We start from the raw sequence: 24888 nt of genomic DNA, 5'->3' as shown, positions 1-24888 counted from the left end.
CGACCCGTCAGCTCACGAGGTCGGCGAAGAGGATGATGTTGTCGGTGCGATGGCCGTCCGCGATCGGTCCGCCGCAGGTGATCAGCCGCAGCTCGGGACGGTCGGTCTTCCCATAGACCTTATTCGTAGGGAAGTCCTTTTTGTCGACCTGCTGGATCTCGCGTACCTCGAAGACAGCGGTGGAGCCGTCCGCCCGGCCGACCTCGATTCTGTCCCCGGTGCGCACCTTCGCCACGTAGCGGAGGAGCGCCGGGCCCTTCGCCGTGTCGTAGTGCGCGACCAGGACGGCGGGCCCCTTCTCGCCCGGCGTCACCCCTCCTGTGTACCAGCCCGCCTGCTCGGCCTCGTCGACGGAGGGCACTTGGAGGCCGCCCTCGGCGTCGAGACCGAGCCGAAGGACCGAGGACGTGTCCACGCCGGCCGCCGGGACGACGAGCCGCGTCGGCTCCGAGGCCGTCATCGGCGGCGCCTCGTGCCGCGACGGGGCCGCTGTGACGTTCCGCACGGAGACGTCGGGGGCGACGGGCCCCGGGGCGGCGCCCGCGACGGTCGAGCAGGCGAGCAGGCCGCCACCGAGGGCGAGCGCGAGCGCGGAGCCGCCGAGCAGCCGACGGCGGGGCATGGGTGGCACGGACGGCATGGGCGGCTCCGGATCCTCACGGCGACAGCTGAGGGAAGACAGCTGATGGATTCGAAGCTAAATGTCCGCTATTGCGGCCTTGTAACAGTGGGCCGTAGGCGCCGCGACGAAGCCGCCACGGCCACCCCCGGGCTCCGCCCTACCGGTCCATCCGGTCGAGCGCCGCCCGGCAGAAGGTCAGCAGCTTCTCGTCCTCGTGGACGTCATGGCTGCTGTAGCCGCTCTCGCGCACGTTGTGCCGCCGCCGCCGGTCCAGCTCCGCGCGGATCATCCAGCGCGCCGACTCCCCCGCCGCGGGCCCCATCTCCGCCAGGCACTCCGCGATGTCCACGCGCGCGTGCCGGTTCTCCTCCCAGGCGTCGAGCAGCACCGGAAGCGCCGCCTCCGCGTCCCCGGACACCCGCCACAGGGCCACCGCGCTGCGCACCCGTACCCACAGGTCGCGGCAGTCGAGGCCGGGGAGCAGGGCCGGCGCGCTGCGCGCCGCCGCCGGGCCGATCACGCCGATCGCCCGGGCCGCCGCGCACCGGTCCGGCGCCGTCGCGTCAGGCCCCAGCCAGCCCGCGAGGGTCGGCAGCACGGCCTCGCGGTCGCCCTCGACCGACCAGAGCGTGAGCGCCGCCTGCGCCGAGACCGCCGCCGCCTCGCTCTCCAGGAGCTCGCGCGCGTCCGGGATCACCGCCCGCGCGGCGGGACCGAAGGCCGCCAGGGCCGTAAGGGCCGCCTCCTGCACCCAGTCCCGCCGGTTCGGCGGCGCCCCGCGCAGCACCCGCAGCACCTCCGGCACCGCCTGCACGCCCCGGACCGAGGCCAGCGCGAAGAGCAGCGGCGAAGCGTGCTCGTACAGCCGGTCGTCGAGATCCACGCGGGCGAGCCTGCGGCGCAGCAGCGGCGCGAGCGGCGCGGCGGCGGGCCCCAGGGTGGGCACGGCGTACAGCAGATCCCGCCGTACGTCCGGCTCCACCAGGGCGCGGGCGAGCGGGGGCACGGCCCGGGCGTCCCCTGAGCGGGCGAGGGCGAGGAGCGCCCTGGCGCGCCCGTCCGGCCCGCCGGGCGGGCCTTCGAGGCGCTCCGCCCACTCCGGCCGCTCCGGTCTGTCGGGGCGGCGGGCAAGCCGGGCCGCGAGGGCGTCCGTCGCGGGTCCGGTCAGCTCGAAGAGGCCTTCGAGGAACGAGGTGGCCGCGTCGCGCAGCCTCGGCTCGGGGTCGGCGAGCTGCTCCCCGACCAGCCGTACGACCTCTTCGTACCGCCCGCGCCAGACCCGTATCAAACCCCCGCACAGCCAGATCGCGTCCAGGCGCTGGCAGCGGTCGGGGCTGCGGAGCTGGGCGAGGATCAGCGCGGTCCGCTCCTCGACCCGGTCGTCGAGCGCGGTGTGCAGGGTCCGCATCAGCTCGTCGGTCCACGGGGTCGGGCGGCCGGTCGAGCGCTCCTCGAAGAGCTCGCGGACCTGCCCGGCCGACCCGCCCGGCCGGGTGTCCGGCTCGGGCGGCGCGGTCCGCACCTCGTCCAGGAGCCGCGTCACCCGCTCCACCACGTCGTCCGGGACCTCGGTCGGCGCGCACCTGGCCACCTGGGCGAGGGCCGCGAGCCGAAGGCCGGGCGCCTGGGCCGCGCGGGTCAGCCAGCCCAGCCAGTCGACGGTCTCGTCCCGCAGCGACTCGTGGCGCCGCGCGATCCGTCCCACGGCCTCCACCAGGGCGAGCCGCACCTCGGTGTCGCGCTCGACCGTCAGCCGCTCCCGCAGCAGGGTCAGCACGCGGGCCGGGTCGGGGTGGAGCGAGGCGAGCGCGCACGGCGCCGCGAGCCGGACCTCGGGGTCCGGATCGCCGACGAGCCCGAGGAAGACGTCGGCGCCCGCCGCGACGGCGGCCGCCGCCATCGCGTAGTTCGCGGCGGGGATGAACTCCTCGTCGTCCGCGTCGAGTTCGTCCAGCTCGTCCTCGCCGCTCAGATCGATCCCGCCGATGCTGGTGAGCAACTCCACGATGCCGCCCCGGTCCTGGACCCCGGGATCGGCGACGAGTTCGAGCAGGAAGGGGATGCAGGCGAGCGTCGAGTCGTACACGTCGCCCTGGTGGTGGACCGCGCCGTACATCCCGTCGAGGGCCAGTTCCCGTTCGGAGGGGTCGGACGCGGCGAGTCCGCGCAGCATCCCCGGTACATCGTCGGCAGGGCCGTAAGCATGCCCCAATGAGGCCCAGTCGACCTCCTCGATCCCCGTCAGCATGCGGCTGCCGCCTTCCCCGTGAGCTGTACCAGGACGCAAGTGTGCACCACCACACCGTGAAGCAGGACCCGCTGACCGGACGCGGTCTCGGAAGCGCCCTCGGGCCGCTCGAATCGCGCCATCCGCGGCAACGGCCCCCGGAGTTGCCCGCGGCAACGGCTAGCCGTCGGACCGTACGCGTACGAAGCGGGCGGTCTCCTGCCGCCCCGACAGCTGCCGCAGCTCCACCGGGAGCGGCTCCGCGAGCGGCGTCACGGGACCGTGCTCGGGGTCGGCCACGGCCGCCCCGAGCCGCCCCGCCGCCAGCGCGCCGACCTCGCGGGCCTGCGTCGGAGTGAGCTTGGGCGAGGTCGTCACCGTACGGCCGTCGGGGAGGCGGACGACCAGCGCCCGGGGCCGGTCCACCGGGCCGACCAGGCCGAGGAGCAGGCCGTCGAGGGTGTCCGCGTGCCGCACCTTCCGCCATGACCACGTCTCGCCCGCCCGGTACGGCGAGCGCAGCGCCTTCGCCACGACCCCCTCGACGCCCACCGCCCGCAGATCGCGGAACCAGTCCCGCGCGGTCTTCTCGTCCACCGTCGCGAGGACCCGCTGCACGGGCGGGCCGATCTCCTCCAGGGCGGTCCCCAGCAGCCGCCAGCGCTCCGCGAGCGGCAGCGGCCTGACGTCCCGGCCGGGGACGGCGAGGACGTCGAAGGCGATGTACGAGACCGGGACGCCCGCCCGCCTGCGGTCGCCGGCCGAGCGGAGCAGATCGGTGAAGCTCAGCCGCCCGTCCCGGTACGCGCACAGCTCCCCGTCCAGGACGAGCCCGGCCGGAAGCCGGTCGCCCAGATGCGCCGCGATCTCGGGGAACTCCGGGGCGAGGTCCCGGTGCGAGCGCGACTGGAGGACGACCCTGCGCTCCTCAAGGACGAAGGCGAGGGCGCGGAATCCGTCCAGCTTGAGGGAGTACTGGAACCCCCCGGGCGTGCTCCCCTGCGCCGGGATCTCGTCGGCCGGGCGGGGGCGCATCACGTCGACGGGCGGCCGCATGACGGGGCCGCTCGCGGGCGCCGGGGTCATGGCAGGGCCCCGGCCCGGCCCGGGTCGAGGAGCGGGCCCAGCAGCTCCCCGTACCGCTCCAGACGTGGCGCGATGTCGTCCATCAGAAGCACGAGCCGTTCGGGCGCGTCGCAGGCCTCGACCTCCTCCCAGGTCACGGGGGCGGAGACGGCCGGCAGAGGGCGGGCGCGCAGGGTGTAGGGGGTCGCGGTGGTCTTGGCGGCGGCGTTCTGGCTGAAGTCGACGAAGACCTTGCCGGGCCGCAGGGCCTTCGCCATCCGGTGGACGACGAGGGCCGGGTGGTCCGCCTCGGCGCGCACGGCCAGCTCCTTCGCGTACGCCGAGACCTCGTCGGACGGGGTCGGCTCCAGCGGGACGAGCAGGTGCAGGCCCTTGGCGCCGGAGGTCTTGGCGAAGGCTTCGAGGCCGTCGGCCGCGAGCCGCTCGCGCAGCCAGAGGGCCACCCGGCAGCACTCCACGACGGTCGCGGGCGGCCCCGGGTCGAGGTCGAGGACGAGGCGGTCGGCGACGGCGGGGGAGCCGGCCCGCCACTGCGGGGTGTGGAACTCCACGACCAGGTTCGCCGCCCACATCAGCGAGGCGAGGTCCTGGATCATGACCTGCCGGGCGCGCGGCTCGTCGGAGCGGGGGACCGGGGTGGTCTTCACCCAGGCGGGCGTGCCGGGCGGCGGGTTCTTGGTGAAGAAGAGCTGCCCTTCGGGGCCGTCCGGATAGCGCAGGAAGGACACCGGACGGTCGCGCAGATGGGGCAGGATCGCGGCCCCGACGGTCGCGTAGTAGTGCAGCAGCTCGCCCTTGGTGGTGCCGGTGGCCGGGTGGAGGACCTTGTCCAGATTGCTCAGCGGGAGGCGACGCCCCTCCACCTCCGTGATCGGCGTCATACGATGAGAATCCCACGAATCCGGAAGTGTCGTGCGAAAGGGATGAAACGTGCGATCCATATGGAACGGCGCCATTTCCTTCGGCCTGGTCAGCATCCCGATCAAGCTGGTCAACGCCACCGAGAGCCGGTCCGTGTCCTTCCGCCAGATCCACGCTGCCGACGGCGGACGCGTCCGCTACCGCAAGGTGTGCGAGCTGGACGGCGAGGAGGTCTCCCAGGCGGAGATCGGCAAGGCCTACGAGGAGTCCGACGGGACCATGATCCCGATCACGGACGAGGACCTGGCGGCGCTGCCGCTGCCGACGGCCAAGACGATCGAGATCGTGGCCTTCGTACCGGCCGGGGAGATCGACCCGCTCCAGATGGACGCCGCGTACTACCTCTCCGCGAGCGGGGTGCCGGCCGCCAAGCCGTACATCCTGCTCCGCGAGGCGCTGAAGCGCAGCGAGAAGGTGGCCGTCGCCAAGTACGCGCTGCGCGGGCGGGAGCGGCTCGGGATGCTCCGGGTCGTGGACGACGTGATCGCCATGCACGGGCTGCTCTGGCCGGACGAGATCCGGGCGCCCGAGGGGGTGGCCCCGGAGACCCCCGTCCAGGTGCGCGACGCCGAACTCGACCTGGCGGACGCCCTGATGGCCACGCTGGGCGAGGTCGACATCAGAACCCTGCACGACGACTACCGGGAGGCGGTCGAGCGGATGATCGCCGCCAAGGCGGAGGGCGGCGCGGCGGTCGCGCCACCGGAGCCGGAGGCGGAGGGCGGCGGCCAGGTCATCGACCTGATGGCGGCCCTGGAGAGCAGTGTCCGGGCGGCGAAGGAGGCACGCGGGGAGAGCGGTTCCGTCGCCGAGGTCACCGAGCTCGCGCCCCGCAAGAGCGCGCCGCGCACCCCGAAGGAGACGGGGGCGCGGAAGTCCACGGCGAAGACGGCGGCGAAGAAGACGGCCGCCCCGGCCCGCAAGTCCACGGCGAAGAAGACCACCGCGAAGAAGACGGCGGCCAAGTCCACGGCGAAGAGCACGGCCAAGACCACGGCCAAGACGACGGAGAAGGCGGCGGCGAAGAAGGCCGCGACGCCCGCCAAGAAGGCGGCGCCGCGCAAGCGCTCGGCCTGAGGGGCGGCAGCCTCGCCCCAGGCCCTAGCCCTTGACCAGCTCCCGCAGCGACGCCTTCATCGCCGCGACGAAGGCCTCCCGCTCCGCCTCACCGGCCAGGTCGAGCGAGAGGTACGGATTGAGGTCCTCCAGCTCCACGAGCAGCAGCTCCCCGTCCGGCGCCCGGCAGGCGTCCACCCGCTGGATCCCGTGCGCCAGGTCGTTCCAGTCCACGAACCGCTGCGCGAACTCCAGGTCGGCGGCGGTCGGTTCGTACCGCTGAAGGACCCAGCGGGCCTCCGGGTCGGGCGCGTACAGCGCGTACTGGAAGTCGGGCCCGACGAAGTAGAAGGAGACCTCGTACGAGAACGGGATGCGCGGCTGTACGAGCATCCCGGCCGGGTCCACCTCCCCGAGCCGGTCCCGCTCCACGAACCGCAGCCCCACGGAGTCCGCTCCGAGCAGCGGCTTCACGACGTACTCCGCGGCCTCCGGCAGCCGGTCGAACTCATCACGACGGCCCGCCGTCGGAATGACCGGAAATCCCTCCCTCGACAGGCGCAGGAGGTAGTCCTTTCCGGCCATGTCTCCCTTCCCGGTCAGGGAGTTGAAGACCCGCACGCCGCTCTCGCGGGCCGCGCGGGTGAACGCGTCGTACGCCTCCTGGTAGTGCAGGACGGGTCCGCTGTTGCGGACGACCACGGCGTCGAAGCGGTGCATGAGGCCGGCCGCGTCCAGCGGATGGCAGAGCGCGACCTCGAACTCCTCGCGCAGCCGCCCCGAGAGCCAGATGTCCTCGTCGCAGTACCGGCGCCCGCGCGCCTGATAGCCGAGGTCGGTGACGTAGAGAAGTGTTGCCATGTGTTGTCCCGTCTGCTCCCGGTTGGCCGGACGGGCAAAGATTACGTGACGGAAACGCCGAGCCTCCGAAGTTGTGGATCTCCCCGCTCCGCCGCATAACGTGTGCGAACACCGGTGCGAACGCCGGTGCGAGGAGCGTGTACGCGACGGGGGTGACCGCCCGGCGCGATCGGTGCGCGGTGGGGCCCGTCACGGGCCGCCGGTACCGCCGAGAGGTGAGGCGACAGCATGCACTACCGGATCCTGGGGCCGGTGCGGGTATGGCGGGGGGACACCGAGCTGACCCTGGGGCCCCCGAAGCAACAGGCCCTGCTGGCTCTGCTGTTGGCCAGGGCGGGACAGCTCCTGACCCCGCAGGAGGTGATCGACGCCCTCTGGGAGGAGCCGCCGGGCAGCGCGGTCAACGTGGTCCACCGTCATGTCGGCGCGCTCCGCAGGCTCCTGGAGCCCGAGCTGCCCAGCCGGGCGGATGCCCGGCGCCTGCTCCGGGGCGCGGGCGGCTACCGGCTGCCGGCCGGCCCCGGCGAACTGGACCTGCTGCGCTTCAGGTCCCTGCGCGAGGACGCCCACCGGGCCACCGCGGCCGGGGACCGCGCGCGGGGTGTGGACCTCCTCGTCGACGCGCTCGCGATGTGGGGCGGCCCCGCCGGTACCGGCCTGGCCCCGAGGGTCGCCGCGCACCCGCTCTTCACCGCGCTCAACCAGGAGTACCTGGCCACCGTGAAGGAGGCCGCCGACGCGGCCCTGGTGACGGACCACGCCCACGGCGAGCGGGTCCTCGCCCTGCTCCACCAGGCGGTCCACCACTACCCGTTCGACGAGGCCCTGCACGCCCGGCTCGTCACCGTGCTCGCCGCCCTCGGCAGGCAGGCCGAGGCCCTGGCCGTCCACGAGTCGGTCCGCGCCCGGCTCGCGGGGGAGCTCGGTGTCGACCCGGGCCCCGAACTGCGCGCGGCGCACGAGCGCGTCCTCAGACAGGCGGTCCCGGTACCTCTGGCCGTGCCCGCCCCGTCCCCCGTGCCCGCCCCCGTCACCACCGCCGGTGAGCAGGACCGTACGACGACGGCCGAACGCCCCGCTCCCCAGCTCCTCCCCGCTCAACTGCCCTCCGACATCGCCACCTTCGCCGGTCGACGGGCCGAACTGGCGCTCTCCGGCAGCCTGCTGGACGCGCGCCCGGAAGCCGAACCCGGCAACACCACCCCCGCCATCGCCGCGATCAGCGGCATGGCCGGAGTCGGCAAGACCACGCTCGCCGTCCACTGGGCCCACGAGGTCGCGCACCGCTTCCCCGACGGCCAGCTGTTCGTGAACCTCCGCGGCTTCCATCCCACGATGGAGCCGCCGGCCGCCCCCGACGTCATGCGCGAGGTCGTCTCCGCGCTCGGGGTCCCGCCCCAGCGGGTGCCCGACGACCCCGAGGCCCTCCCGGCCTTCTACCGCAGCCTGCTCGCACCCCGCAGGCTCCTGATCCTGCTCGACAACGCCCGCGACTCCGAGCAGGTGCGGCCGCTGCTCCCGGGCGCCCCCGGCTCGCTGACGCTCATCACCAGCCGGCACCGCCTCGACGGTCTCGCCGTCACCCACACCGTGCGCTTCATCGGTCTGGAGGTGCTCTCCCTCGCCGAGGGCGTCGAGTTCCTGACCCGGCGCCTCGGCGCGGAGCGGCTCGCCGCCGAGCCCGCGGCCGCCGAGGCCATCGTCGAGCTGTGCGGGCACCTGCCGCTCGCCCTCGCCATCGTCGCCGCCCGCGCCCTGCTCAACCCCCGGTTCGCCCTGGAGACGGTCGCCGACGAACTGCGCGCCGCCCGGGGCAGTCTGGACGCCTTCACCAGCAGCGACGCCCAGGTCGACGCGCGTAGCGTCTTCTCCTGGTCCTGCCACGGCCTCAGCGAAGCCGCCAAGCGGCTGTTCCGTCTGATCGGCGGCGCGCACTCGGGCCCGGAGCTCTCCGTGGCCGCCGCCGCGAGCCTGGCGGGGGTCCCCGCCGGGGACGCGCGCCGCCAGCTCGGTGAACTCCTCGACCGCGGGCTGCTGACGGAGGACGCGCCGGGCCGCTTCTCCTGCCACGAGCTGCTGCGGGCCCTGGCGAGGGAGCTGAGCTTCGACCGGGACGACGAGGGGGTACGGGTGCGGGCCCGGCGCCGCCTCTTCGAGCACTATCTGCACACCGCCCACGCGGCCGACGCCCTGCTCGCCCCGTACCGCGACCGCGTTCCCGTACGGCCGCCGGGCGAGGGCGTCGTGCCGGAGACGCTGACCGGGGAGCGGCAGGCGGCACAGTGGCTGTACCGGCAGCGCCAGGTGCTGCTGGCCGCCGTGGAGGGGGCGGCCCTGGACGGCGGCGCGGGGGACGGTCTCTGCTGGCGGCTCGCCGCCACCCTGGAGCTCTTCCTCGACCGGGCCGGCCGCTGGGACGAACAGCGGGGCATCCAGGAACTGGCGTTGAGCGCCGCGCGACGGGACGGCGACACCACGGGCGAGGCCTACGCGCTGCGCGCGCTGGGGTTCGCGTACCACCGGCTCGGCCGGAACGCGGAGTCCCACGAGACGCTGACCCGGGCGCTCGCCCGCTTCGCCGACGCGGGCGACCCGCACGGCGCGCACGGCCGGGCGACCGCGCACCGCAGCCTGGCGTTCCTCAGCAACGGCACGGGGGACCACGTACGAGCGCTGGAGCACTACCGGCTGGCGTCCGCGCTCTACGACACGTCAGGACACCGCACGGGAGCGGCGGCCGTGCTCAACGAGATCGGCTGGACCCACATCCTCACCGGCGCCTACGAACAGGCCCTGGACGACTGCGGGAAGGCCGTTCTCCTGCACCAGGAGAACGGGAACCGCAACGGCGAGGCGGCGGCCTGGGACAGCGTCGGCTACGCCCGGCACCACCGCGGCGAGTTCCCCGAGGCACTCGCCGCCTACGACCGGGCGCTGGCCCTCTACCGCGCCGTCGGCGACCTCAGTCTCCAGGCCGACACCCTCACGCACATCGGCGACAGCCACGAGGGCGCCGGGTCCCAGGCGGCCGCGACGGCCGCCTGGCGCGAAGCGGCCGAGCTCTTCGAGCACTTGGGCCACCCCGACGCCCGGCAGGTGCGCGACCGGCTCGCGCGCCCGGCCGCGCCGGAATCCGCCGACGACGCGCCCGGCGGCCGCGGATGACGTACACGAACCGCCCGATGAGGCACCCGAACCGGCCGATGACCTACGGGACTTCCAGGGTGACGTCACTTTTTCGGCACTGCGCCCTGCCTACGCTGCTGACCCCGATCCGACCAGGGAAGCAGGACGCACGTGCCGTGGCCACCGCAAAGATCGCGCCACGACGATCTCCGTTGCGCCCCCCGGAGTGCCGATGTGGACGACGGTTTCCGGTCGACTCCAAGGTCCAGGCCTTTTCGTCGCCCGAACCTCGAACAAAACTTCTCTCGCTTCCGTTTCTACGGGCGAAGGTCGCGGAGCACACCGCTGACGTTCAGCACTTCGTGGCAGTCCGATGCCTGCTTCCCGGTGGCCGGCGTACCCGGCTTCGCGCAGGTCACTTCGGCGGTGACGGTCGCGTTCTCGGGGATTTCGATGGGGGTGACCCAGTGGTAGTCCTGGTTGCGGAACGTCTCGAGGGCGATCGTGGTGATCTTCCGCTCTCCGAACGAGAACGTGATTATGCCCTCGTCGCCCTGGAAGTTCGCCACCACGACGTCGGTGATCCCGAAGACCTTGCCGGCCGGCACCTGGTACGTGCCCACCTTCTTGGCACCCGTACCTGTCTTGATGTCGATGGTGGCCGAACTCTGCTGCCCGGCGCCGCCCCGTCCCGTACCGGTGCCACCGGTGCCACCGGAGCCGCCGTCGCCCTGCCCGCCGGAACCCTGCTCCCCGCCGGGGGCGGGGGTCGGCTTGGGCTTGGCCTTCTCGGCCTCCTGCTGCTTCGCCGTCTCCTCCTTCTGCGCGGCGGTCGCGGCCTCCTTCGCGGCGCTGCGCACCGCCGGCCGGACCAGCGCGAACCAGGCGACAAGCAGCGCCATCAGGATCGCCAGCAGGATCAGCAGCCACTTCGGCAGGATCGGCAGCTGGACGAACTCGCCCTCCACGACGGCGGGTCGGTCGGCCGGCGGCGCGTGCACCTCGGCCGGGTCACCGTCGCTCTTCGGCGAGTCGCCGCCCTCCGGGACGGCGTCGGCGACCTCGATCTCGAAGGGCCAGTGCACCGCCTCGCCGAACCAGATCAGCGAGCGGACGCGGGCCTTCAGGCCGACCTCCGCGGTCTCGCCCGGTTCCAGGCGCCGCCGCTGCGGGGTGGTCTTGAGGGACAGCTCCTCGCCGGCCTGCCGGCCGGCGAGCACGAGGGACACCGGGGTGTTGCTCAGGTTCCGCAGGGCGATCTGGTACCGGCCGCCGCGCCAGCCGCGCCGACGACGGGGCTTCAGCTCCTGCCGGACCTCCCGGAACGCCTCCACGCGCACCGTGGTCTCGGGCACCACCACGTTCTCGGGGTGCTCCACGGGCAGGACGCGCACGCCGAGCGGCTTCTCCCCGGCGCGGACGTCGGGGGAGCGCGGCGGAGCGAGCCTGACCGTCACCGTCTCCGACGTGCCGGGGTACAGCGAGACGCGGGCCGGTTCCACGGTGGTCCAGGCGGCGCATTCGCCGACCACCGTGAACGTGTACGCCTCGACGATGTCGCTGTCGTTGCGGACGTTCAGGGTGGTCGTCGCCTCGCCGCCGGGCGAGACCGTCACGGTCGGCATATCGAGTTGGGCAGAAGTGGTCACGACGGGAACCTAGGCCGCCAACTGGCCCTTCTCCAGGGGCGTGAGGGACAACGACCGGGCAGCGCGACTGCCCCCACGGACCATCGGCGCGCGGACGCGCGCCACAACTGAACCAGCCGCCGGCCGACCGATTACCGGTCGGCGGACGACGAGAAACGGTGGGAACACATGATGAACAGTGAGCAGTGCGATTCCAGGGTGTCGGTCTCGGTCTACGCCGAGGACCTGATCCTGCAGGCCGGAATCATCGAACAACTGAGGCGGCGGCCCGAGGTGGAGCTGCTGCCCGAGGCCGACGCCGACAAGGCGAGGGCGACCCTGGTGGTGGTGGACACGGTCGACGACTCCACCGTGCAACTGCTGCGCCGCCTCCAGCGCAACACCGCCACGAGCACCGGGCTCGTCGTCGGCCGGTTCGAGGCCGGGGCGCTGCAGACGATGATCGAATGCTCGGTCGCGGCCGTACTGCGCCGCTCCGAGGCCGACCAGGACCGGCTCGTCCACCTGGTCACCGCGCTCGCGAAGGGCGAGGGCGTGCTCCCCGGCGACCTGCTCGGCAAGCTCCTGGCCCATGTCAGCAGCCTGCAGCGGACGGTGCTCGACCCGCGCGGTCTGACCCTCTCCACCCTGACGACCCGTGAGGCCGACATGCTCCGCCTGGTGTCCGAGGGCTTCGACACGGTGGAGATCGCGCAGAAGACCTCGTACTCCGAACGGACCGTCAAGAACGTGCTGCACGAGGTCACCACCCGGCTGAACCTGCGCAACCGCGCCCACGCGGTGGGCTACGCGATGCGGCACGGACTCATATGACCGCCGCGGGTGCCCGAAAGAGCAGCCGACGTTTCCCCCGGTGCGGTACCTCGCGGCCTGTCGCGACCCGCCCGGGGCTGTGACGCTCGACCACGGTGAACTGTTCTCATACTGCGAGGTGGACGTGACCGGCACCCCAGGCCCCGCGGGCCCGACCCGGGTGGGCAGACTGGCCGTCGCCGTGGCGGTGATCGTGCCCCTCCTCGCGGTGAGTTCACCGCAGGCCGCCACGCCCGCCGCCGCGCCCGTCCGCGCGGCGGCGGCCGCGGCCGACACCGGCCGCATCGTCTACGCGGGCACCGAACACCGCTCCATCGGGCGCGTCACGGGCAACCCGGCCACCGGCGAACCGCTGCTCGGCGCCGGGCCTGCCCACTACGACACCGAGGCCTACGCCCGCGGCGACCAGGTCGTCTTCACCAGCCTGCGCGACAGCACGCGCCCCCAGGTGTACCTGCGGGACGCCGGCGGGGGCATCCGCAAGCTGACCTCCGACCGCGACGCGGCCAACCCCGAACTCACCCCGGACGGCCGGTTCGTGGTGTTCGACTCCGCCGAACCCGGCATCGGCGGAGCCCAGCGCGACCTGTGGATCGTGGGCACGGACGGCACCGGCGAACGCCGCCTCACCGACTCCCCCCGCAGGAACGAGACCGCGCCCACCGTCTCGCCGAACGGCGCCAGGATCGCGTACGTCAGCGACGCCGACCCCCTGCGCGGCAAGCAGATCTACCGCCGCGCCCTGGACGGCGGCGCGTACGAGCGGATCAGCGACGCTCCGGCCGGGACCGCCGACGACCCCGCCTGGAACCCCGTCGACGACACCGTCAACCGCGACCTCGTCGCCTACACCCACACCGCCGCCCCCGGCACCGACCCGAGCGGCCCCCGGCTGCGGGTCACCTCGGGGCCGGGCGCCGACGGCCCGCTGCTCTCCGGCGAACAGGCCGGCTGGAGCACCCGCCAGGCCGCCTGGCAGCCCGACGGCGACACCATCCTCTTCCTCAGCATCAACGGGCCCTGCGGCTGCACCAACCCGTACGAGACCGTCTACCGGGCCGTCGCCCACTCCACGGAGACCGCCAAGTCCGTCCTCTACGAGGACCGGGTCGTCGACTCGCCGACCTGGCTCGGCCCGCAGACCGGCGGCACCGTCCTCGTCACCCGCACCACCGCAGAGGCCCGCAACCACGCGTACCTCCAGGACGTACGGCCCGACGGCTCCGACCCCCGCGATCTCGGCGTCAAGATCCTCCGGGAGGACCCCACCGCCAGGACGAACACCGACCCGGCGGTCGACCCGCTCTTCAACCCGCCCGGGAAGTTCGACCCGTGGACCGAGCGGCAGAGCTACACCCCGGACGGCCGGCGGATCATCGTCTCCCGCTTCTCGGGCGACCCCGAGACCGGCCGGATCGAGCAGATCTGGCTGACCGACGCCGACGGAAAGAACCCCACCGTCGTGCCGCTCGCCGGCCGCGGCGACAAGGACTGGGACACCGACCCGGCCCTCTCGCCCGACGGCAGGTTCCTCGCCTTCGCCCGTACCTCGCCCGGCGGCGTCGGCTCGGCGTCGGGCCCCAGCCGCATCCTCGTCGCCGACGCCAGGACCGGCGCCCTCGTCGGCCAGGTGCGCCCGCCCGCGGGACAGAGCGGCGGCGACGCCCAGCCGACCTGGTCCCCGGACGGCACGACCCTCGCCTTCACCCGCAACCTGACCATCGGCGGCGGGGGCGGCAACAAGCACATCTGGACCGTGCCCTCGAACGCCCTCGACCGGCAGCGGGACCTGAGCGCCGAACTCTGCCCGGGCAGCTGCCAGGTGATCGACGACAGCCCCGCGTTCTCGCCCGACGGCAAGCGCCTCGCCTTCAACCGCAAGGACGGCGGCGGCCGGGTCAACGAGCGCAACAGCGTGCTCCTCACCGACCTGACCGACGGCGGCTGCCAGGTCCTCCTGCCGACCGGCCGCTCCGGCGACCCGGACGGCTGCCGCCGGGAGGTCCCCGACACCTCCGCCACCGGCCCGTTCCAGGCGCGTGACGTGGCCTGGTCGCCGGACGCGAGCAGGCTCGTGTTCAGCTCCCGCCGGGAGCTCGCGGTCAACTCGCCGGAGGCCCTGTCCACCGTCGAGATCGCCACCGGTGCCGTGACGTCCCTGACCGGTGCCCTCGCGGGCCGCCAGAAGGAGCCCGCGTACCAGCAGTCCGTCGACCTGACGGTGACCGCGCCGCCCACCGCGGACCCGGTGACCGAGGGCGAGACCGGCACGGTCACCGTGACCGTCACCAACCAGGGCCCGTCCGCGTCGCCCGGCACCGTCTTCACGGCCGCCGTGCCCCCGGGCGTCCGCCTCGACGGGCTGACCCCGTCCAAGGGGCGGTGCGAGCCAGGCTCCCCGCAGTGCGAACTCGGCGTCCTCACCCCCGGCGAGAGCGTCACCATCACCGTGCGGCTCACCGGCGTGACCCCCGGCGACCGGGTCGTCGACTGGTCCGTCACGGGCACGGTCATCGACCGCAGCCCGACCGACAACACCAGCCGGACCCTCGTCCCCGTGGAGCAGGCCCCCGAGCCGCCGACCCCGACGCCCACCCCGACGACGCCCACCCCGGCACCGCCGAAGCCCACCCCGCCGCCGCCCGCGCCCAAGGCCGGCCCCGCGCTCACCATCACCGCCCAGCCCGAACCGGGTTACGTCGGCGGCAAGGTGGTCCTCACGTACACCGTCCGCAACGGCCGGGAGGCGCTGGCCACCGGACTCTCCCTGCGGCTCGGCCTCCCGCCCGGCATCCCCGCCGGGAAGGCCCCCGCAGGGTGCGTCAAGAACGTGTGCGCCCTCGGCGACCTCGCCCCCGGCGCCTCCACCGTCGTCACGATCGTCCTGTCCCCGAACAAGGCGCTGACGACCACCGCCACCGGCCGGCTCACCACCTCCGGCACCGACGCCGACCCGACCGACAACACCGACCGGCAGCGGATCCGGATCCTCCAGCCGAAGATCGTCGCCGTCCCCGCCATCGGCAAGCCCGGCTTCGTGACCTCCGTCCGCGGCAAGGACTTCCCGCCCGGCACCCCCGTCACGCTGACCTGGAAGCCCGGCATCACCGCCGCGGCCGTACCCACCATCCCGAAGGCCGACGGCACATTCATCGCCCAGCTCCTGATCCTCGCCAAGGACCAGACCGGGCCGCGCATCATCACCGCCAAGGGCGCCGGGTTCTCCCCGGTCACCACGCCGTTCCTGGTGGTCACCGGCAACGTCGCCCCGCCCGACGAGGTGGCCCGCCGGTGATCCACGAAGTCGACGAGGGGCTGCGCATGCTCCTCACCGAGTCCGGCCTGACCGACAGCGGGGTCGACCTGGTCTTCGACCCGCCCACCCGGGAATGGGCGGCCCGCCGCAACGCCCCGACCATCAGCGTCTTCCTCTACGACATCACGGAGGACATCGAACGGCGGCGCACCGGCAGGCTGGAGGAGTACGACGACAACGGGCGGATCGTGGCCTACCGCACCCCGCCCCGCTGGTTCGACCTGACCTACCTGGTCACGGCCTGGACCAACCGGCCGCAGGACGAACACCGGCTGCTCTCCGAGGTGCTGCGCTGCATGGCCCGGCTGGACGTACTGCCCGGCCGGCTGCGCACCGGCAGCCTGGCCGAACTGGGCCTCGCCGTACCCCTGGAGGTGGCCGGCGGCGCCCAGCAGGGCCGCTCGGCCGGCGACGTGTGGTCGGCTCTCGGCGGCGAGCTGAAGGCCGCGATCGACCTCAGGGTCCTCGCCCCGCTGGCGGGCGAGCGCATCGACGCCGCGCCGCCGGTCACCGAGGGCCTGGAGGTACGGGTCGGCCCGGCCGCGGGCGACGACGCCCCGGCCGACTCCGGCACGGGCCGGCGCCTGCGCTACGACGGCGCGGGCGACCCCGGTGAGCGCGGCTTCGCTGCCGCGCGCGAGATACCGGCACCGACGCGCCGCCACCGGGGGCCGGTTCGATGATCAAGGACGACGCACGGACATCCGTGGACACGGACATGGACACGGACATGGACACGGACATGGTTGGGGATGTGGACGGGGACGGGGACGGGGACCCGGCCGGGCTCGCGTACCTCTGGGAGCGTCTCGCCCGGGTCGAGCTGCGGGTCCGCGACGCGGTGGCGGCGCGCCACGCGACCGACCCCACGCCCGACGACCCCTACCGGGGCCAGTACCTCACCCCGGAGGGGGCGGAGCGGATCCTGCGCGCCCCGGCGGCCTTCCACCCGGGGCCCGCCGGGGGTCTCCCGGACGCGCCGGCGGGCCCGGTCGTCTCCCGGCTGCGGCGGCTCGCCGAGGCCTTCGGACTCCTCCCGCTGGACGAGGAGTTGCTGCTCGTCGCCCTCGCGCCCGACATCGACGCCCGCTTCGAGGCGCTGTACGGGTACCTCAACGACGACCTGACCCGGCGGCGCCCGACGATCGGTCTCGCCCTCGACCTGTGCGGTCAGCCCGTCGCGGGCCCGGCGCGGTTCCGGTTCTCCGCCACCGCGCCCCTCGTCAGGGGCGGGCTCCTGGACATCACCGAGCCCGACCGCCCGTTCCTCTCCCGGACCCTCCGGGTCCCCGACCGGGTCGCCGCCCATCTGCTCGGCGACGACGAGCCCGACGCCCGGCTCGCCGGTCTCGTCACCACGGACCACGGCGGCCCAGGGCCGTACGAGCAGCCCGTGCCGCGCGTCGCCGAGGCCGCCCTCACCGGCGGCGGCCCGGTCCACGTCCGGGCCAGGGGCGGCGACGCCGGCCGGGTCGCCGTCGAGGCGCTCACGGCCGCAGGCCGCCGGGCCCTGGTCCTCGACGTCGCGGCGCTCACCACCGACGCGGAGATCGCCCGGGTGCCGCACCTCCTCGCGACCGAGGCCCGGCTGTGCGGCGGCGGCATCGTCGTCGGCCCCATCGAGGCGCTCGAACCCGAACGCCCGGAGCGCGCCCGGTGGTTGCGCGAACTGTGCGCCACCGCGAACGGCGTCCCGCTCATCACCTACGGGACGAAGAACTGGGACCCCCTGTGGTCCCGCCAGAGCCCCGTCCCCTTCACCGTCGGCCCGGCAGGACCCGGCCACGCGGTCACCCGGTGGCGCCAGGCGCTCGACGCGGCGGCGGAGACCGTCCACGTGCCCGTCGCCGTGCCCGGCGACGACGAACTGGGCCCGGCCGTCGTCTCGTACCGCCTCGACGCCGAGCAGGTGCGCAAGGCCGCCACGGTCGCCGTCCGCACGGCCGCGGCCGAGCGCCGCGCCCTCGACCCGGGGGACCTGCGGGCCGCCGTACGCGGACAGAACGGCGCCGGCCTCGAACGCCTCGCCCGCCGCATCGAACCCGCCGTCGGCTGGGACGACCTCGTGCTGCCCCCGCCCACCCGCCGCCAGCTCGGCGAACTCGCCCTGCGCGCCCGCCATCGCGACCAGGTCCTCGGCCAGTGGCGGATGCGCCCCGGCGGCGGCCGCGGCCGCGGCGTGATCGCCCTGTTCGCGGGCGAGTCCGGCACCGGCAAGACGATGTCGGCCGAGGTCATCGCCGCCGAACTCGGCATGGAGCTCTACGTGGTGGACCTCTCCACGGTCGTCGACAAGTACATCGGCGAGACGGAGAAGAACCTGGAGCGCATCTTCGTCGAGGCGTCGGAGGTCAACGGCGTCCTGCTCTTCGACGAGGCGGACGCGATCTTCGGCAAGCGCTCCGAGGTGAAGGACGCGCACGACCGCAACGCCAACATCGAATCGGCGTACCTGCTCCAGCGGATGGAGTCCTTCGACGGGATCGCGGTCCTCACCACCAACCTCCGGGCCAACCTGGACGAGGCGTTCACCCGCCGCATCGACGTGATCGCCGACTTCCCCATGCCCGACGCGCGCCAGCGCCTCGCCCTGTGGGACCGCTGCCTGGGCCCCGAACTGCCCCGGGACGAAGGTCTCGACCTGCAGTTCTGCGCGGACCGCTTCGAACTCGCGGGCGGCTCGATCCGCGCCTGCGCGGTCACCGCGGCCTACCTCGCGGCCGAGGCGGGCGGCCCGCTCGGGATGGGGCAGCTCGTCTCCGCGGTGCTCCAGGAGTACCGCAAGCTCGGACGCCTGGTCCTGGAGAGCGAGTTCGGCCCGTGGATGAGGAACGAGCGCACGCCGGCCGTCTGAGGCGGGGGCCCTGGCCGGCTCGGGCCCGACGGCATTCCGAGGTGCCGGGTTGCCCCGCCCCGGCTGCCCGTTCAGGCAGCACCATTGCCCCTTCGGCAGGACCCCAGGGCCTATGACCAGGCACATCACGGCGGCGAGACTCGGTGGTGACCCCAGTGGCCACTTCAAGGAGCGAGTATGCCGTCGTACCTGACCCCGGGCGTGTACGTGGAGGAGGTGCAGTCCGGTGCACGGCCGATCGAAGGCGTGGGCACCGCGGTTGCCGCCTTCGTCGGGTTCGCCGAGCAGGGGCCCTTCCACAGCCCGACGCTGGTGACCAACTGGGACCAGTACGTCAAGACGTTCGGTGGCTTCACGGAGGGCACCTACCTCGCCCACTCCGTCTACGGCTACTTCGCCAACGGCGGCGGCACGGCGTACGTCGTCCGCGTCGGCGGCCCGGCGGCCGACCAGGCCGTCGGCGGCAAGCCCGCCGCGATCCAGGCCCCCGCGCCCACCGCGCTCGGCGGCTTCCTGATCTCGGCGCGCAGCGGCGCCGGCGCGGACGTCTCGGTCGAGGTCGCCGCCGCCGAAGGCGAGAACCCGCCGGAGGACCGCTTCAAGCTGCTGGTCCGCCAGGGCGACAAGGTGGTGGAGACGTACGAGGCCTCCGTCCGCAAGAACGTCAAGGGCTACCTGCTCAACCAGGTGCGCGGCTCGAAGCTCATCGAGGTCGCCGAGCAGCCCGGCGCCACCCAGACCCGGCCCGAGACGCAGACCGTAGCCCTCCCGGCCGCCCCCGTCGCGACCCCGGCCGCCACCGCCGCCCCCGGCGGCGTCGCGCGGCTCGACCCGAACGAGTACGTCGGAGACTCCTCCGCCCGTACCGGCTTCGGCGGTCTGGAGGCCATCGACGAGATCACCATGGTCGCCGTACCGGACCTGATGAGCGCCTACCAGCGCGGCGAGATCGACGCCGAGGGCCTCCGCACCGTCCAGCTCGCCGTCATCTCCCACTGCGAGCAGATGGGCGACCGGGTCGCGGTCCTGGACTCCCCGCCGAACATGAACGCGCAGGAGATCCGGACCTGGCGCCAGGACGAGGCCGGCTACGACTCCCGCTACGCCACCCTGTACTACCCCTGGTTCTCGGTCTTCGACCCGGCCACGGGCCGCAACACCACCGTCCCGCCCAGCGGTCACGTCGCGGGCGTCTGGGCGCGCAGCGACAGCGAGCGCGGGGTGCACAAGGCCCCGGCCAACGAGGTCATCCGCGGCGCGGTGGACCTGGAGATCCGGCTCAGCAAGGGCGAGCAGGACCTGCTCAACCCGATCGGCGTGAACTGCGTACGCGCGTTCCCCGGCCGCGGCATCCGCATCTGGGGTGCCCGCACCCTGTCCTCGGACCCGGCCTGGCGCTACCTCAACGTCCGCCGGCTCTTCAACTACCTGGAGGAGTCCATCCTCCTGGGCACCCAGTGGGTGGTCTTCGAGCCGAACGACGAGCGCCTCTGGTCGAGCATCCGGCGGAACGTCACCGCCTTCCTCGGCGAGGAATGGCGACGGGGCGCGCTCTTCGGGAGCACCCCGGCGGAGGCGTTCTACGTCAAGTGCGACCGCGACAACAACCCGCCGGAGTCGGTCGACCTCGGCCAGGTGATCTGTGAGATCGGTGTCGCGCCGGTCAAGCCCGCCGAGTTCGTGATCTTCCGGCTCTCGCAGTACTCCGACAGCACCAGCCTCGTCAACGAGTAGAACGAGCAAACGAGTAACTCGTCAACGGGTAACAGGAAAAGGTGAAGACAGTCATGGCAGAGGGCGACGCTCTTTCCACCCATATCTTCGGGGTCCAGCTGGGCGGCTACATGGTCGAGTCGATCCAGGAGATCAGCGGCCTGTCCTACGAGGAGGACGTGGTCGAGGTCCGTCAGGTGACCCCCGACGGCAAGCTGCTCATCAAGAAGCAGCCGGGTGCGCGCCAGGCCGGCGAGGTGACGATCACCCGCGGCATGGACAAGAGCACCGAGTTCACCAAGTGGGTCAAGGAGACGCTGGAGAACGGCCAGGTCGACTCCGCCCGCCAGAACCTCACGATCGAGGTCAAAGACGCCGCGGGCGAGACCGTGCGCCGCATCCAGCTGATGCAGGGCTGGGCGAGCAAGTGGGAAGGCCCCTCGCTCAAGGCCGGCGAGTCCAGCGCCGCCACCGAGACGGTGACCATCACCTTCGAGGAGATCGTGATCGAATGAGGCGCAGGACGGTCACCTCCGGCGGCCTGGAGGAACTCCTCGAAGCCGCCACGACCGCCGAGCGCGCGGCGGCCGCCGATCAGGCGGCCGCCCCGGCCCCGGCGGCGGCCCCGCCGGCGGCACGGCAACGCGAGCGGCTCCAGAACGAGTTCACCTTCGAACTGCCGCGCGGCTACGTCGACGACGAGGGCACGGTCCACCGCACGGGCTCCATGCGCCTCGCCACCGCCCGGGACGAGCTGCGCCCGCAGATCGACCTGCGGGTCAAGGAGAACCCGGCGTACCTGAGCGTGGTCCTGCTCAGTCAGGTGATCACCAGCCTGGGCACGATCACCGACATCCACGCCGGGGTCGTCGAGCGCATGTACGCGACCGACGTCGCCTTCCTCCAGGACTTCTACCGGCGGATCAACAGCGAGGGGCACACGCACGCGGCGGTGACCTGCCCGCACTGCCACAACCCCTTCGAGGTGGACCTCTCCGGCGGGCGCCTGGGGGAATCGTGACGTACGCCCTTCCCCGGTTGCGGGAGGAGATCGCGTACGTCGCCTACCACTTCCACTGGCAGCGCGAGGACATCCTCGACCTCACCCACGCGGAACGGCAGGAGTGGGTGCGGGAGATAGCGCGGATCAACACACGGGTGAACGAAGGCGGGTGAGGTGAGGGCATGGGCTTCTGGGACAGGCTGCGGAGGGGCGGCGACTCTTCGGCGAAGAAGTCGGCGTCGACGTCCGCTTCGGCGTCCGCTTCGGCGTCGCGCGACAGCGCCGTACGGGAGCCCGCCCCCACCGCCTCACCCGAGCCCCCGGCAGGCCTGCCCGACTGGGACGGCGGCTGGCGCGAGGTAGCCCCGGCGCCGCTCACCATCGCGCGCTCGGCCCTGGGCGTGAGCGACGGCCTCCGGTTCCGCTCGGGCCTCGCCTCCTGGCAGAACCCCACGCTCACGAAGGACCTCGGCCACGGCCTCCTGCCGTCCGCGCCCGCGGGCCTGATCCACGGCGTGGCCCGCCCGTCCACACCCTCGCGCCCGACCCCGTACGCGGGCGGCGGCCCGCTGCTGCTGCGCGCGGTGGGCGGGGAGGGCGAGGCGGAGGGCCAGGGCCTGGGGCCCGACCTGGGCTCGGACCTGGGGGCTGGGCGCCCGATCCAGCGGGCGGCGGTAACGGGTGCGGCGCCGGGGGCTTCGGACCCGCTGGTGGTGTCCCGGCGTACGACGTCGGCTTCCGAAGGGTCGAACCCGGGGTCGGAGCGCCCGATCCAGCGAGCAGCGGCACCGGGCTCGGGGCCCGAGGCTTCGGACCCGCTGGTGGTGTCCCGGCGTACGAGGCCGGCTTCCGAAGGCGCGAACCCGGGCCCGGAGCACCCGATCCAGCGGACGGCCGCGCCGTCGACGGACGGGACCGGCCCGGCGACCACGGCACCCGTACTGGGCACGGCCCCGGTGCTGTCCGGCCGGATCGCGGATTCCGGTACGCCGGGGGAGACCCCGCGCCCCGAAGCGAACGGCCCCGAAGCGAGCGGCTCCGCCGCGCTGCCCGTCGTGGGCAGGGCGCCTCAGCCTTCCGGTACGAACGACCCCAGCACCACTGGTCCGGCACCCCGGACCCCCGAGACGTCCGCCGCCCCCCGGCGGACCCGGCCGGGTTCCCCTGTCCGGCCGCGCCCGGTCGGCGCCCCGTTGGTCGTGGCCAGGCGCCCGGCGATGGCACCGCGTGTGCTCGCCGCGGTTCCGCCGCGCGCACCGGCCACGGCCGCCGACCGGGCGACCCCAGACGTACGGGAGGAGCAGGCCCCGTCCGCCCCGGCGGTAGCGGCCTCCCCGCGCACCGCGACCCGCCCGGGCCTGGGCGAACCGATCGGTGAACTGCCGTCCACGGCAAGGAAATTCGAGGCCGGCGGGACGCCTTCAACGCCGCCCGCCCCGACCGCGCCGGGCAACGCCCCGGCGATGCCGGTCATGCGCCGTATGACCGAACCCGAGACCCCGTCGACACCCACGCCGACCGCGACCCCGACGCCGTCGCCCCGCCCGGCACGCTCCGGCCTCGGGGCCCCGCTGCGCGAACTCCCCCCGACGGCGTCCCTGTTGGGTGGCGGGTCACCGATCCAGCGCCGCACCCTCCCGAACCGTGAGACCACCCCCACCAACACCCCGACACCGCCCCGCCCTGGGGCCGACACCCCGGTGGTCCGTGCACCCCGCGCGGCGGAAGGCCCGTCCGGCCCGGGTGCCGCGTCGCCCTCGGGCGGTCCCGGCGTGCCTCCGGTGGGGCCGGTGTCCCGTGCGGTGGAGGGCTCGTCCGGGCCGGGTGCCGTGTCGCCCTCGGGCGGTCCGGGCGTGCCTCCGGTGGTGCCGGTGTCCCGTGCGGTGGAGGGTTCGTCCGGCGCGGGAGCCGTTACGCCCCCGGGTGGTCCGGGCGAGCCCCCGGTGGTCCGGGTGTCCCGTGCGACGGAAGGCCCGTCCGGCCCGGCGGCTGTGACGCCTCCGGGTGGTCCGGGCGTGCCCCCGGTGGTCCGGGTGTCCCGTGCGACGGAAGGCTCGTCCGGCTCGGGGGCCGTCGCGCCCTCGGGCGGTCCGGCCGCGCCCCCGCTGGTTCCGGTGTCCCGCGCGGCGGAACGCCAGTCCAGCCCGGGTGCCGCCCCGGCCCCGTCCGGCCCGGGCGCGCGCCCGGACGCTCCCGTACGACCGGCGACGACCACCGGCCCGACCCCCGGAGCGCCGAACGTGGCCTCCACCGGGCCGACTTCGGCCGCCCCTGCGGTGCAGAGGGCGCCGGGACCGGACGCCGCTTCGTCGGCCTCCACCCCGGTGGTCCCGCTCGCCGACCCGGCGGAGCCCCGGCCGGAGCCGCTGACCGTGTCCCGAGCGGTCGAGACGACATCCGGCCCGGACAGCGCCTCGATTCTCGGGGCGTCGGACGGCCGCTCCGGCGCGTCCACCCCGGTGGAGCCGAAGGCGGTCCCCCTCGCCGACCCGGCGTCGCCGCGACCGGAGCCGCTGGTGCCGGTGTCGCGTGCCGTCGAGAAGGCGAGCAGCCCGGACAGTGCCCCGATCCTCGGGGCGTCGGAGGGCCGTTCGAGCGCGTCCACCCCCGCAGACTCGCCGACGTTGCCCCGGCCGGAGCCGCTGACCGTGTCCCGTGCGGTGGAGAAGCCGCCCGGCGCGGAGGCCCGGCCGACGACGGGCCAGGTCGGCACGCCGCCGTCAGGACCGACCGTCGCACGGAAGGCGGCCCCCGCCGACCGGACCGGATCCGGCGCGAAGGCGAACCGCTCCACCCCCATCGCCCCCGCCGTCCAGCGCTCCCGCCGACTGCTCTCCGACCGGCCGCTGGTCATCAGTACGCGCGTCGCCGAAGGGTTCTCCCCGTCGGTACCCGCCCACTCGGCGGCCGGGGCGCCCTCCCGCCCCGTGGTCGCGGCCACTTGGCGCAGGGACCCCGCACCCCAGACGCCGACGGAGCCGGCTCCCGCGCGGGCGGCGGCGTCCGTCCAGCGCGCCGCCGCACGCCCGAGCGGCCACGGCGGCGGGGCGCGGCACCACTCCGCGAGGCCCGACAGCCCCCCGGCGCCCCACCCGGACCGAGGCGCGCCCCACCCGGACCGAGGCGCGGCCCACCCGGACCGAGGCGCGGCCCCCGCACCCGTCGTACGCCTCGACCAGACCGCCCCGTCGTCCCCCCGCCCCGCCCCCGTGCAGCGCCGGGCCGCCCAGCCGTTGACGTACACGAGGGGTGCCGGGGCCGTGGCCGAGCCGCCCGCGACGCCCGTCGTCCGGGCACCGGCCGCCAACCGGCAGCTCCAGGCCAGGGCCGTTCAGCGGATGGCCGAGGCGGGGCTCAGCGGCGTCCCGGTGATCCCGGTCGCCCGCGACGTCTCGTCCAGCTCCACCTCCACCTCGACCGGCACCTCGACGACCTCCACCTCCACCTCGAAGTCCACCTCCACGTCGACCTCCACCGGCACACAGACCACCCCGTCCGCCCCCCGCGGCAAGGAGCTCGACGAGCTCGCGAGGGCACTGATCGACCCGGTGGCCCGGCTGCTGCGGGCCGAGATGCGCCGCGGCCGGGAACGCACCGGCCGCCCCCACGACAACCGCCGCTGACCCGCCCCGGCACCAGCA

The 24888-nt window shown here is 74.1% G+C and carries 17 protein-coding genes; 11 read left to right on the top strand and 6 right to left on the bottom strand.

Annotated features, from left to right (window positions below; all coding sequences use genetic code 11):
• Window positions 1–7 precede the first annotated feature (7 nt).
• From ACFWRO_RS12715 to ligD, 4 genes are all read right to left on the bottom strand, one after another.
• Window positions 8–640 carry a class F sortase gene (locus tag ACFWRO_RS12715; protein ID WP_384508436.1) on the bottom strand — a complete coding sequence of 211 codons (633 nt, stop codon included), beginning with the start codon at window positions 638–640 and terminating at the stop codon, window positions 8–10.
• Between the two features lie 139 nt (window positions 641–779).
• The gene (locus ACFWRO_RS12710; RefSeq protein ID WP_384508433.1) at window positions 780–2870 is read right to left on the bottom strand and encodes a HEAT repeat domain-containing protein; all 2091 of its coding nucleotides are present in this window, start codon (window positions 2868–2870) and stop codon (window positions 780–782) included.
• Between the two features lie 159 nt (window positions 2871–3029).
• Window positions 3030–3935, bottom strand: a complete 906-nt coding sequence (locus ACFWRO_RS12705; RefSeq protein ID WP_384508430.1) for a DNA ligase — start codon at window positions 3933–3935, stop codon at window positions 3030–3032.
• Window positions 3932–4816, bottom strand: a complete 885-nt coding sequence (ligD, locus tag ACFWRO_RS12700; protein ID WP_384508427.1) for a non-homologous end-joining DNA ligase — start codon at window positions 4814–4816, stop codon at window positions 3932–3934. The genes ACFWRO_RS12705 and ligD overlap by 4 nt, the downstream gene beginning before the upstream one ends.
• Before the next feature lie 49 nt (window positions 4817–4865).
• On the opposite strand from ligD, the gene ACFWRO_RS12695 reads away from it, so the two are divergent.
• Entirely contained in the window at window positions 4866–5933 is a 1068-nt protein-coding gene (locus ACFWRO_RS12695) for a Ku protein (RefSeq protein WP_384508424.1), read from the top strand.
• Between the two features lie 24 nt (window positions 5934–5957).
• Here the strand turns inward: ACFWRO_RS12695 and ACFWRO_RS12690 are convergent, their stop codons facing one another.
• Complete coding sequence (locus ACFWRO_RS12690) at window positions 5958–6773, bottom strand: hypothetical protein (protein WP_384508421.1); 816 nt, start codon at window positions 6771–6773, stop codon at window positions 5958–5960.
• Window positions 6774–7001: 228 nt separating this feature from the next.
• Between ACFWRO_RS12690 and ACFWRO_RS12685 the strand changes: the two genes are divergently transcribed.
• Entirely contained in the window at window positions 7002–9938 is a 2937-nt protein-coding gene (locus tag ACFWRO_RS12685; RefSeq protein WP_384508418.1) for a BTAD domain-containing putative transcriptional regulator, read from the top strand.
• A gap of 278 nt (window positions 9939–10216) precedes the next feature.
• Here the strand turns inward: ACFWRO_RS12685 and ACFWRO_RS12680 are convergent, their stop codons facing one another.
• A complete protein-coding gene (locus ACFWRO_RS12680) occupies window positions 10217–11524 on the bottom strand; it encodes a hydrolytic protein (RefSeq protein WP_384508571.1) in 1308 nt (435 codons plus the stop codon).
• 192 nt (window positions 11525–11716) lie between these two features.
• Here ACFWRO_RS12680 and ACFWRO_RS12675 point away from each other — a divergent pair, with 192 nt between their 5' ends.
• From ACFWRO_RS12675 to ACFWRO_RS12635, 9 genes are all read left to right on the top strand, one after another.
• On the top strand, window positions 11717–12361 hold the full coding sequence (locus tag ACFWRO_RS12675; protein WP_384508416.1) for a response regulator transcription factor: 645 nt from the start codon (window positions 11717–11719) through the stop codon (window positions 12359–12361).
• A gap of 124 nt (window positions 12362–12485) precedes the next feature.
• A complete protein-coding gene (locus ACFWRO_RS12670) occupies window positions 12486–15656 on the top strand; it encodes a hypothetical protein (protein ID WP_384508413.1) in 3171 nt (1056 codons plus the stop codon).
• The gene (locus ACFWRO_RS12665; protein WP_384508411.1) at window positions 15653–16360 is read left to right on the top strand and encodes a DUF4255 domain-containing protein; all 708 of its coding nucleotides are present in this window, start codon (window positions 15653–15655) and stop codon (window positions 16358–16360) included. The genes ACFWRO_RS12670 and ACFWRO_RS12665 overlap by 4 nt, the downstream gene beginning before the upstream one ends.
• 59 nt (window positions 16361–16419) lie before the next feature.
• Complete coding sequence (locus ACFWRO_RS12660) at window positions 16420–18531, top strand: ATP-binding protein (protein ID WP_384508568.1); 2112 nt, start codon at window positions 16420–16422, stop codon at window positions 18529–18531.
• Between the two features lie 177 nt (window positions 18532–18708).
• On the top strand, window positions 18709–20265 hold the full coding sequence (locus ACFWRO_RS12655; protein ID WP_384508408.1) for a phage tail sheath family protein: 1557 nt from the start codon (window positions 18709–18711) through the stop codon (window positions 20263–20265).
• A 53-nt stretch (window positions 20266–20318) separates the two neighbouring features.
• Complete coding sequence (locus ACFWRO_RS12650; RefSeq protein WP_362003859.1) at window positions 20319–20759, top strand: phage tail protein; 441 nt, start codon at window positions 20319–20321, stop codon at window positions 20757–20759.
• A complete protein-coding gene (locus ACFWRO_RS12645; protein WP_384508405.1) occupies window positions 20756–21265 on the top strand; it encodes a hypothetical protein in 510 nt (169 codons plus the stop codon). The genes ACFWRO_RS12650 and ACFWRO_RS12645 overlap by 4 nt, the downstream gene beginning before the upstream one ends.
• Window positions 21262–21420: a DUF6760 family protein gene (locus ACFWRO_RS12640; protein ID WP_176729256.1), complete on the top strand. Its 159-nt coding sequence runs from the start codon at window positions 21262–21264 to the stop codon at window positions 21418–21420. Before ACFWRO_RS12645 ends, ACFWRO_RS12640 begins: the two co-directional genes overlap by 4 nt.
• A gap of 9 nt (window positions 21421–21429) precedes the next feature.
• Window positions 21430–24870, top strand: a complete 3441-nt coding sequence (locus ACFWRO_RS12635; RefSeq protein ID WP_384508402.1) for a hypothetical protein — start codon at window positions 21430–21432, stop codon at window positions 24868–24870.
• Window positions 24871–24888: the final 18 nt, after the last annotated feature.

Source organism: Streptomyces sp. NPDC058579 (genome assembly GCF_042718575.1).
Classification (GTDB): Bacteria; Actinomycetota; Actinomycetes; order Streptomycetales; family Streptomycetaceae; genus Streptomyces.
Note: the sequence above shows the minus strand (reverse complement) of the source record. Positions and strands in the feature narration are given on the sequence as shown.

What these genes read in the sequence shown, in the direction of transcription:
- ACFWRO_RS12715 (WP_384508436.1), bottom strand. Translation starts at nt 640, where the DNA reads ATGCCGTCCGTGCCACCCATGCCCCGCCGTCGGCTGCTCGGCGGCTCC.
- ACFWRO_RS12710 (WP_384508433.1), bottom strand. Translation starts at nt 2,870, where the DNA reads ATGCTGACGGGGATCGAGGAGGTCGACTGGGCCTCATTGGGGCATGCT.
- ACFWRO_RS12705 (WP_384508430.1), bottom strand. Translation starts at nt 3,935, where the DNA reads ATGACCCCGGCGCCCGCGAGCGGCCCCGTCATGCGGCCGCCCGTCGAC.
- ligD (WP_384508427.1), bottom strand. Translation starts at nt 4,816, where the DNA reads ATGACGCCGATCACGGAGGTGGAGGGGCGTCGCCTCCCGCTGAGCAAT.
- ACFWRO_RS12690 (WP_384508421.1), bottom strand. Translation starts at nt 6,773, where the DNA reads ATGGCAACACTTCTCTACGTCACCGACCTCGGCTATCAGGCGCGCGGG.
- ACFWRO_RS12685 (WP_384508418.1), top strand. Translation starts at nt 7,002, where the DNA reads ATGCACTACCGGATCCTGGGGCCGGTGCGGGTATGGCGGGGGGACACC.
- ACFWRO_RS12680 (WP_384508571.1), bottom strand. Translation starts at nt 11,524, where the DNA reads ATGCCGACCGTGACGGTCTCGCCCGGCGGCGAGGCGACGACCACCCTG.
- ACFWRO_RS12675 (WP_384508416.1), top strand. Translation starts at nt 11,717, where the DNA reads ATGATGAACAGTGAGCAGTGCGATTCCAGGGTGTCGGTCTCGGTCTAC.
- ACFWRO_RS12660 (WP_384508568.1), top strand. Translation starts at nt 16,420, where the DNA reads ATGGTTGGGGATGTGGACGGGGACGGGGACGGGGACCCGGCCGGGCTC.
- ACFWRO_RS12655 (WP_384508408.1), top strand. Translation starts at nt 18,709, where the DNA reads ATGCCGTCGTACCTGACCCCGGGCGTGTACGTGGAGGAGGTGCAGTCC.
- ACFWRO_RS12650 (WP_362003859.1), top strand. Translation starts at nt 20,319, where the DNA reads ATGGCAGAGGGCGACGCTCTTTCCACCCATATCTTCGGGGTCCAGCTG.
- ACFWRO_RS12645 (WP_384508405.1), top strand. Translation starts at nt 20,756, where the DNA reads ATGAGGCGCAGGACGGTCACCTCCGGCGGCCTGGAGGAACTCCTCGAA.
- ACFWRO_RS12635 (WP_384508402.1), top strand. Translation starts at nt 21,430, where the DNA reads ATGGGCTTCTGGGACAGGCTGCGGAGGGGCGGCGACTCTTCGGCGAAG.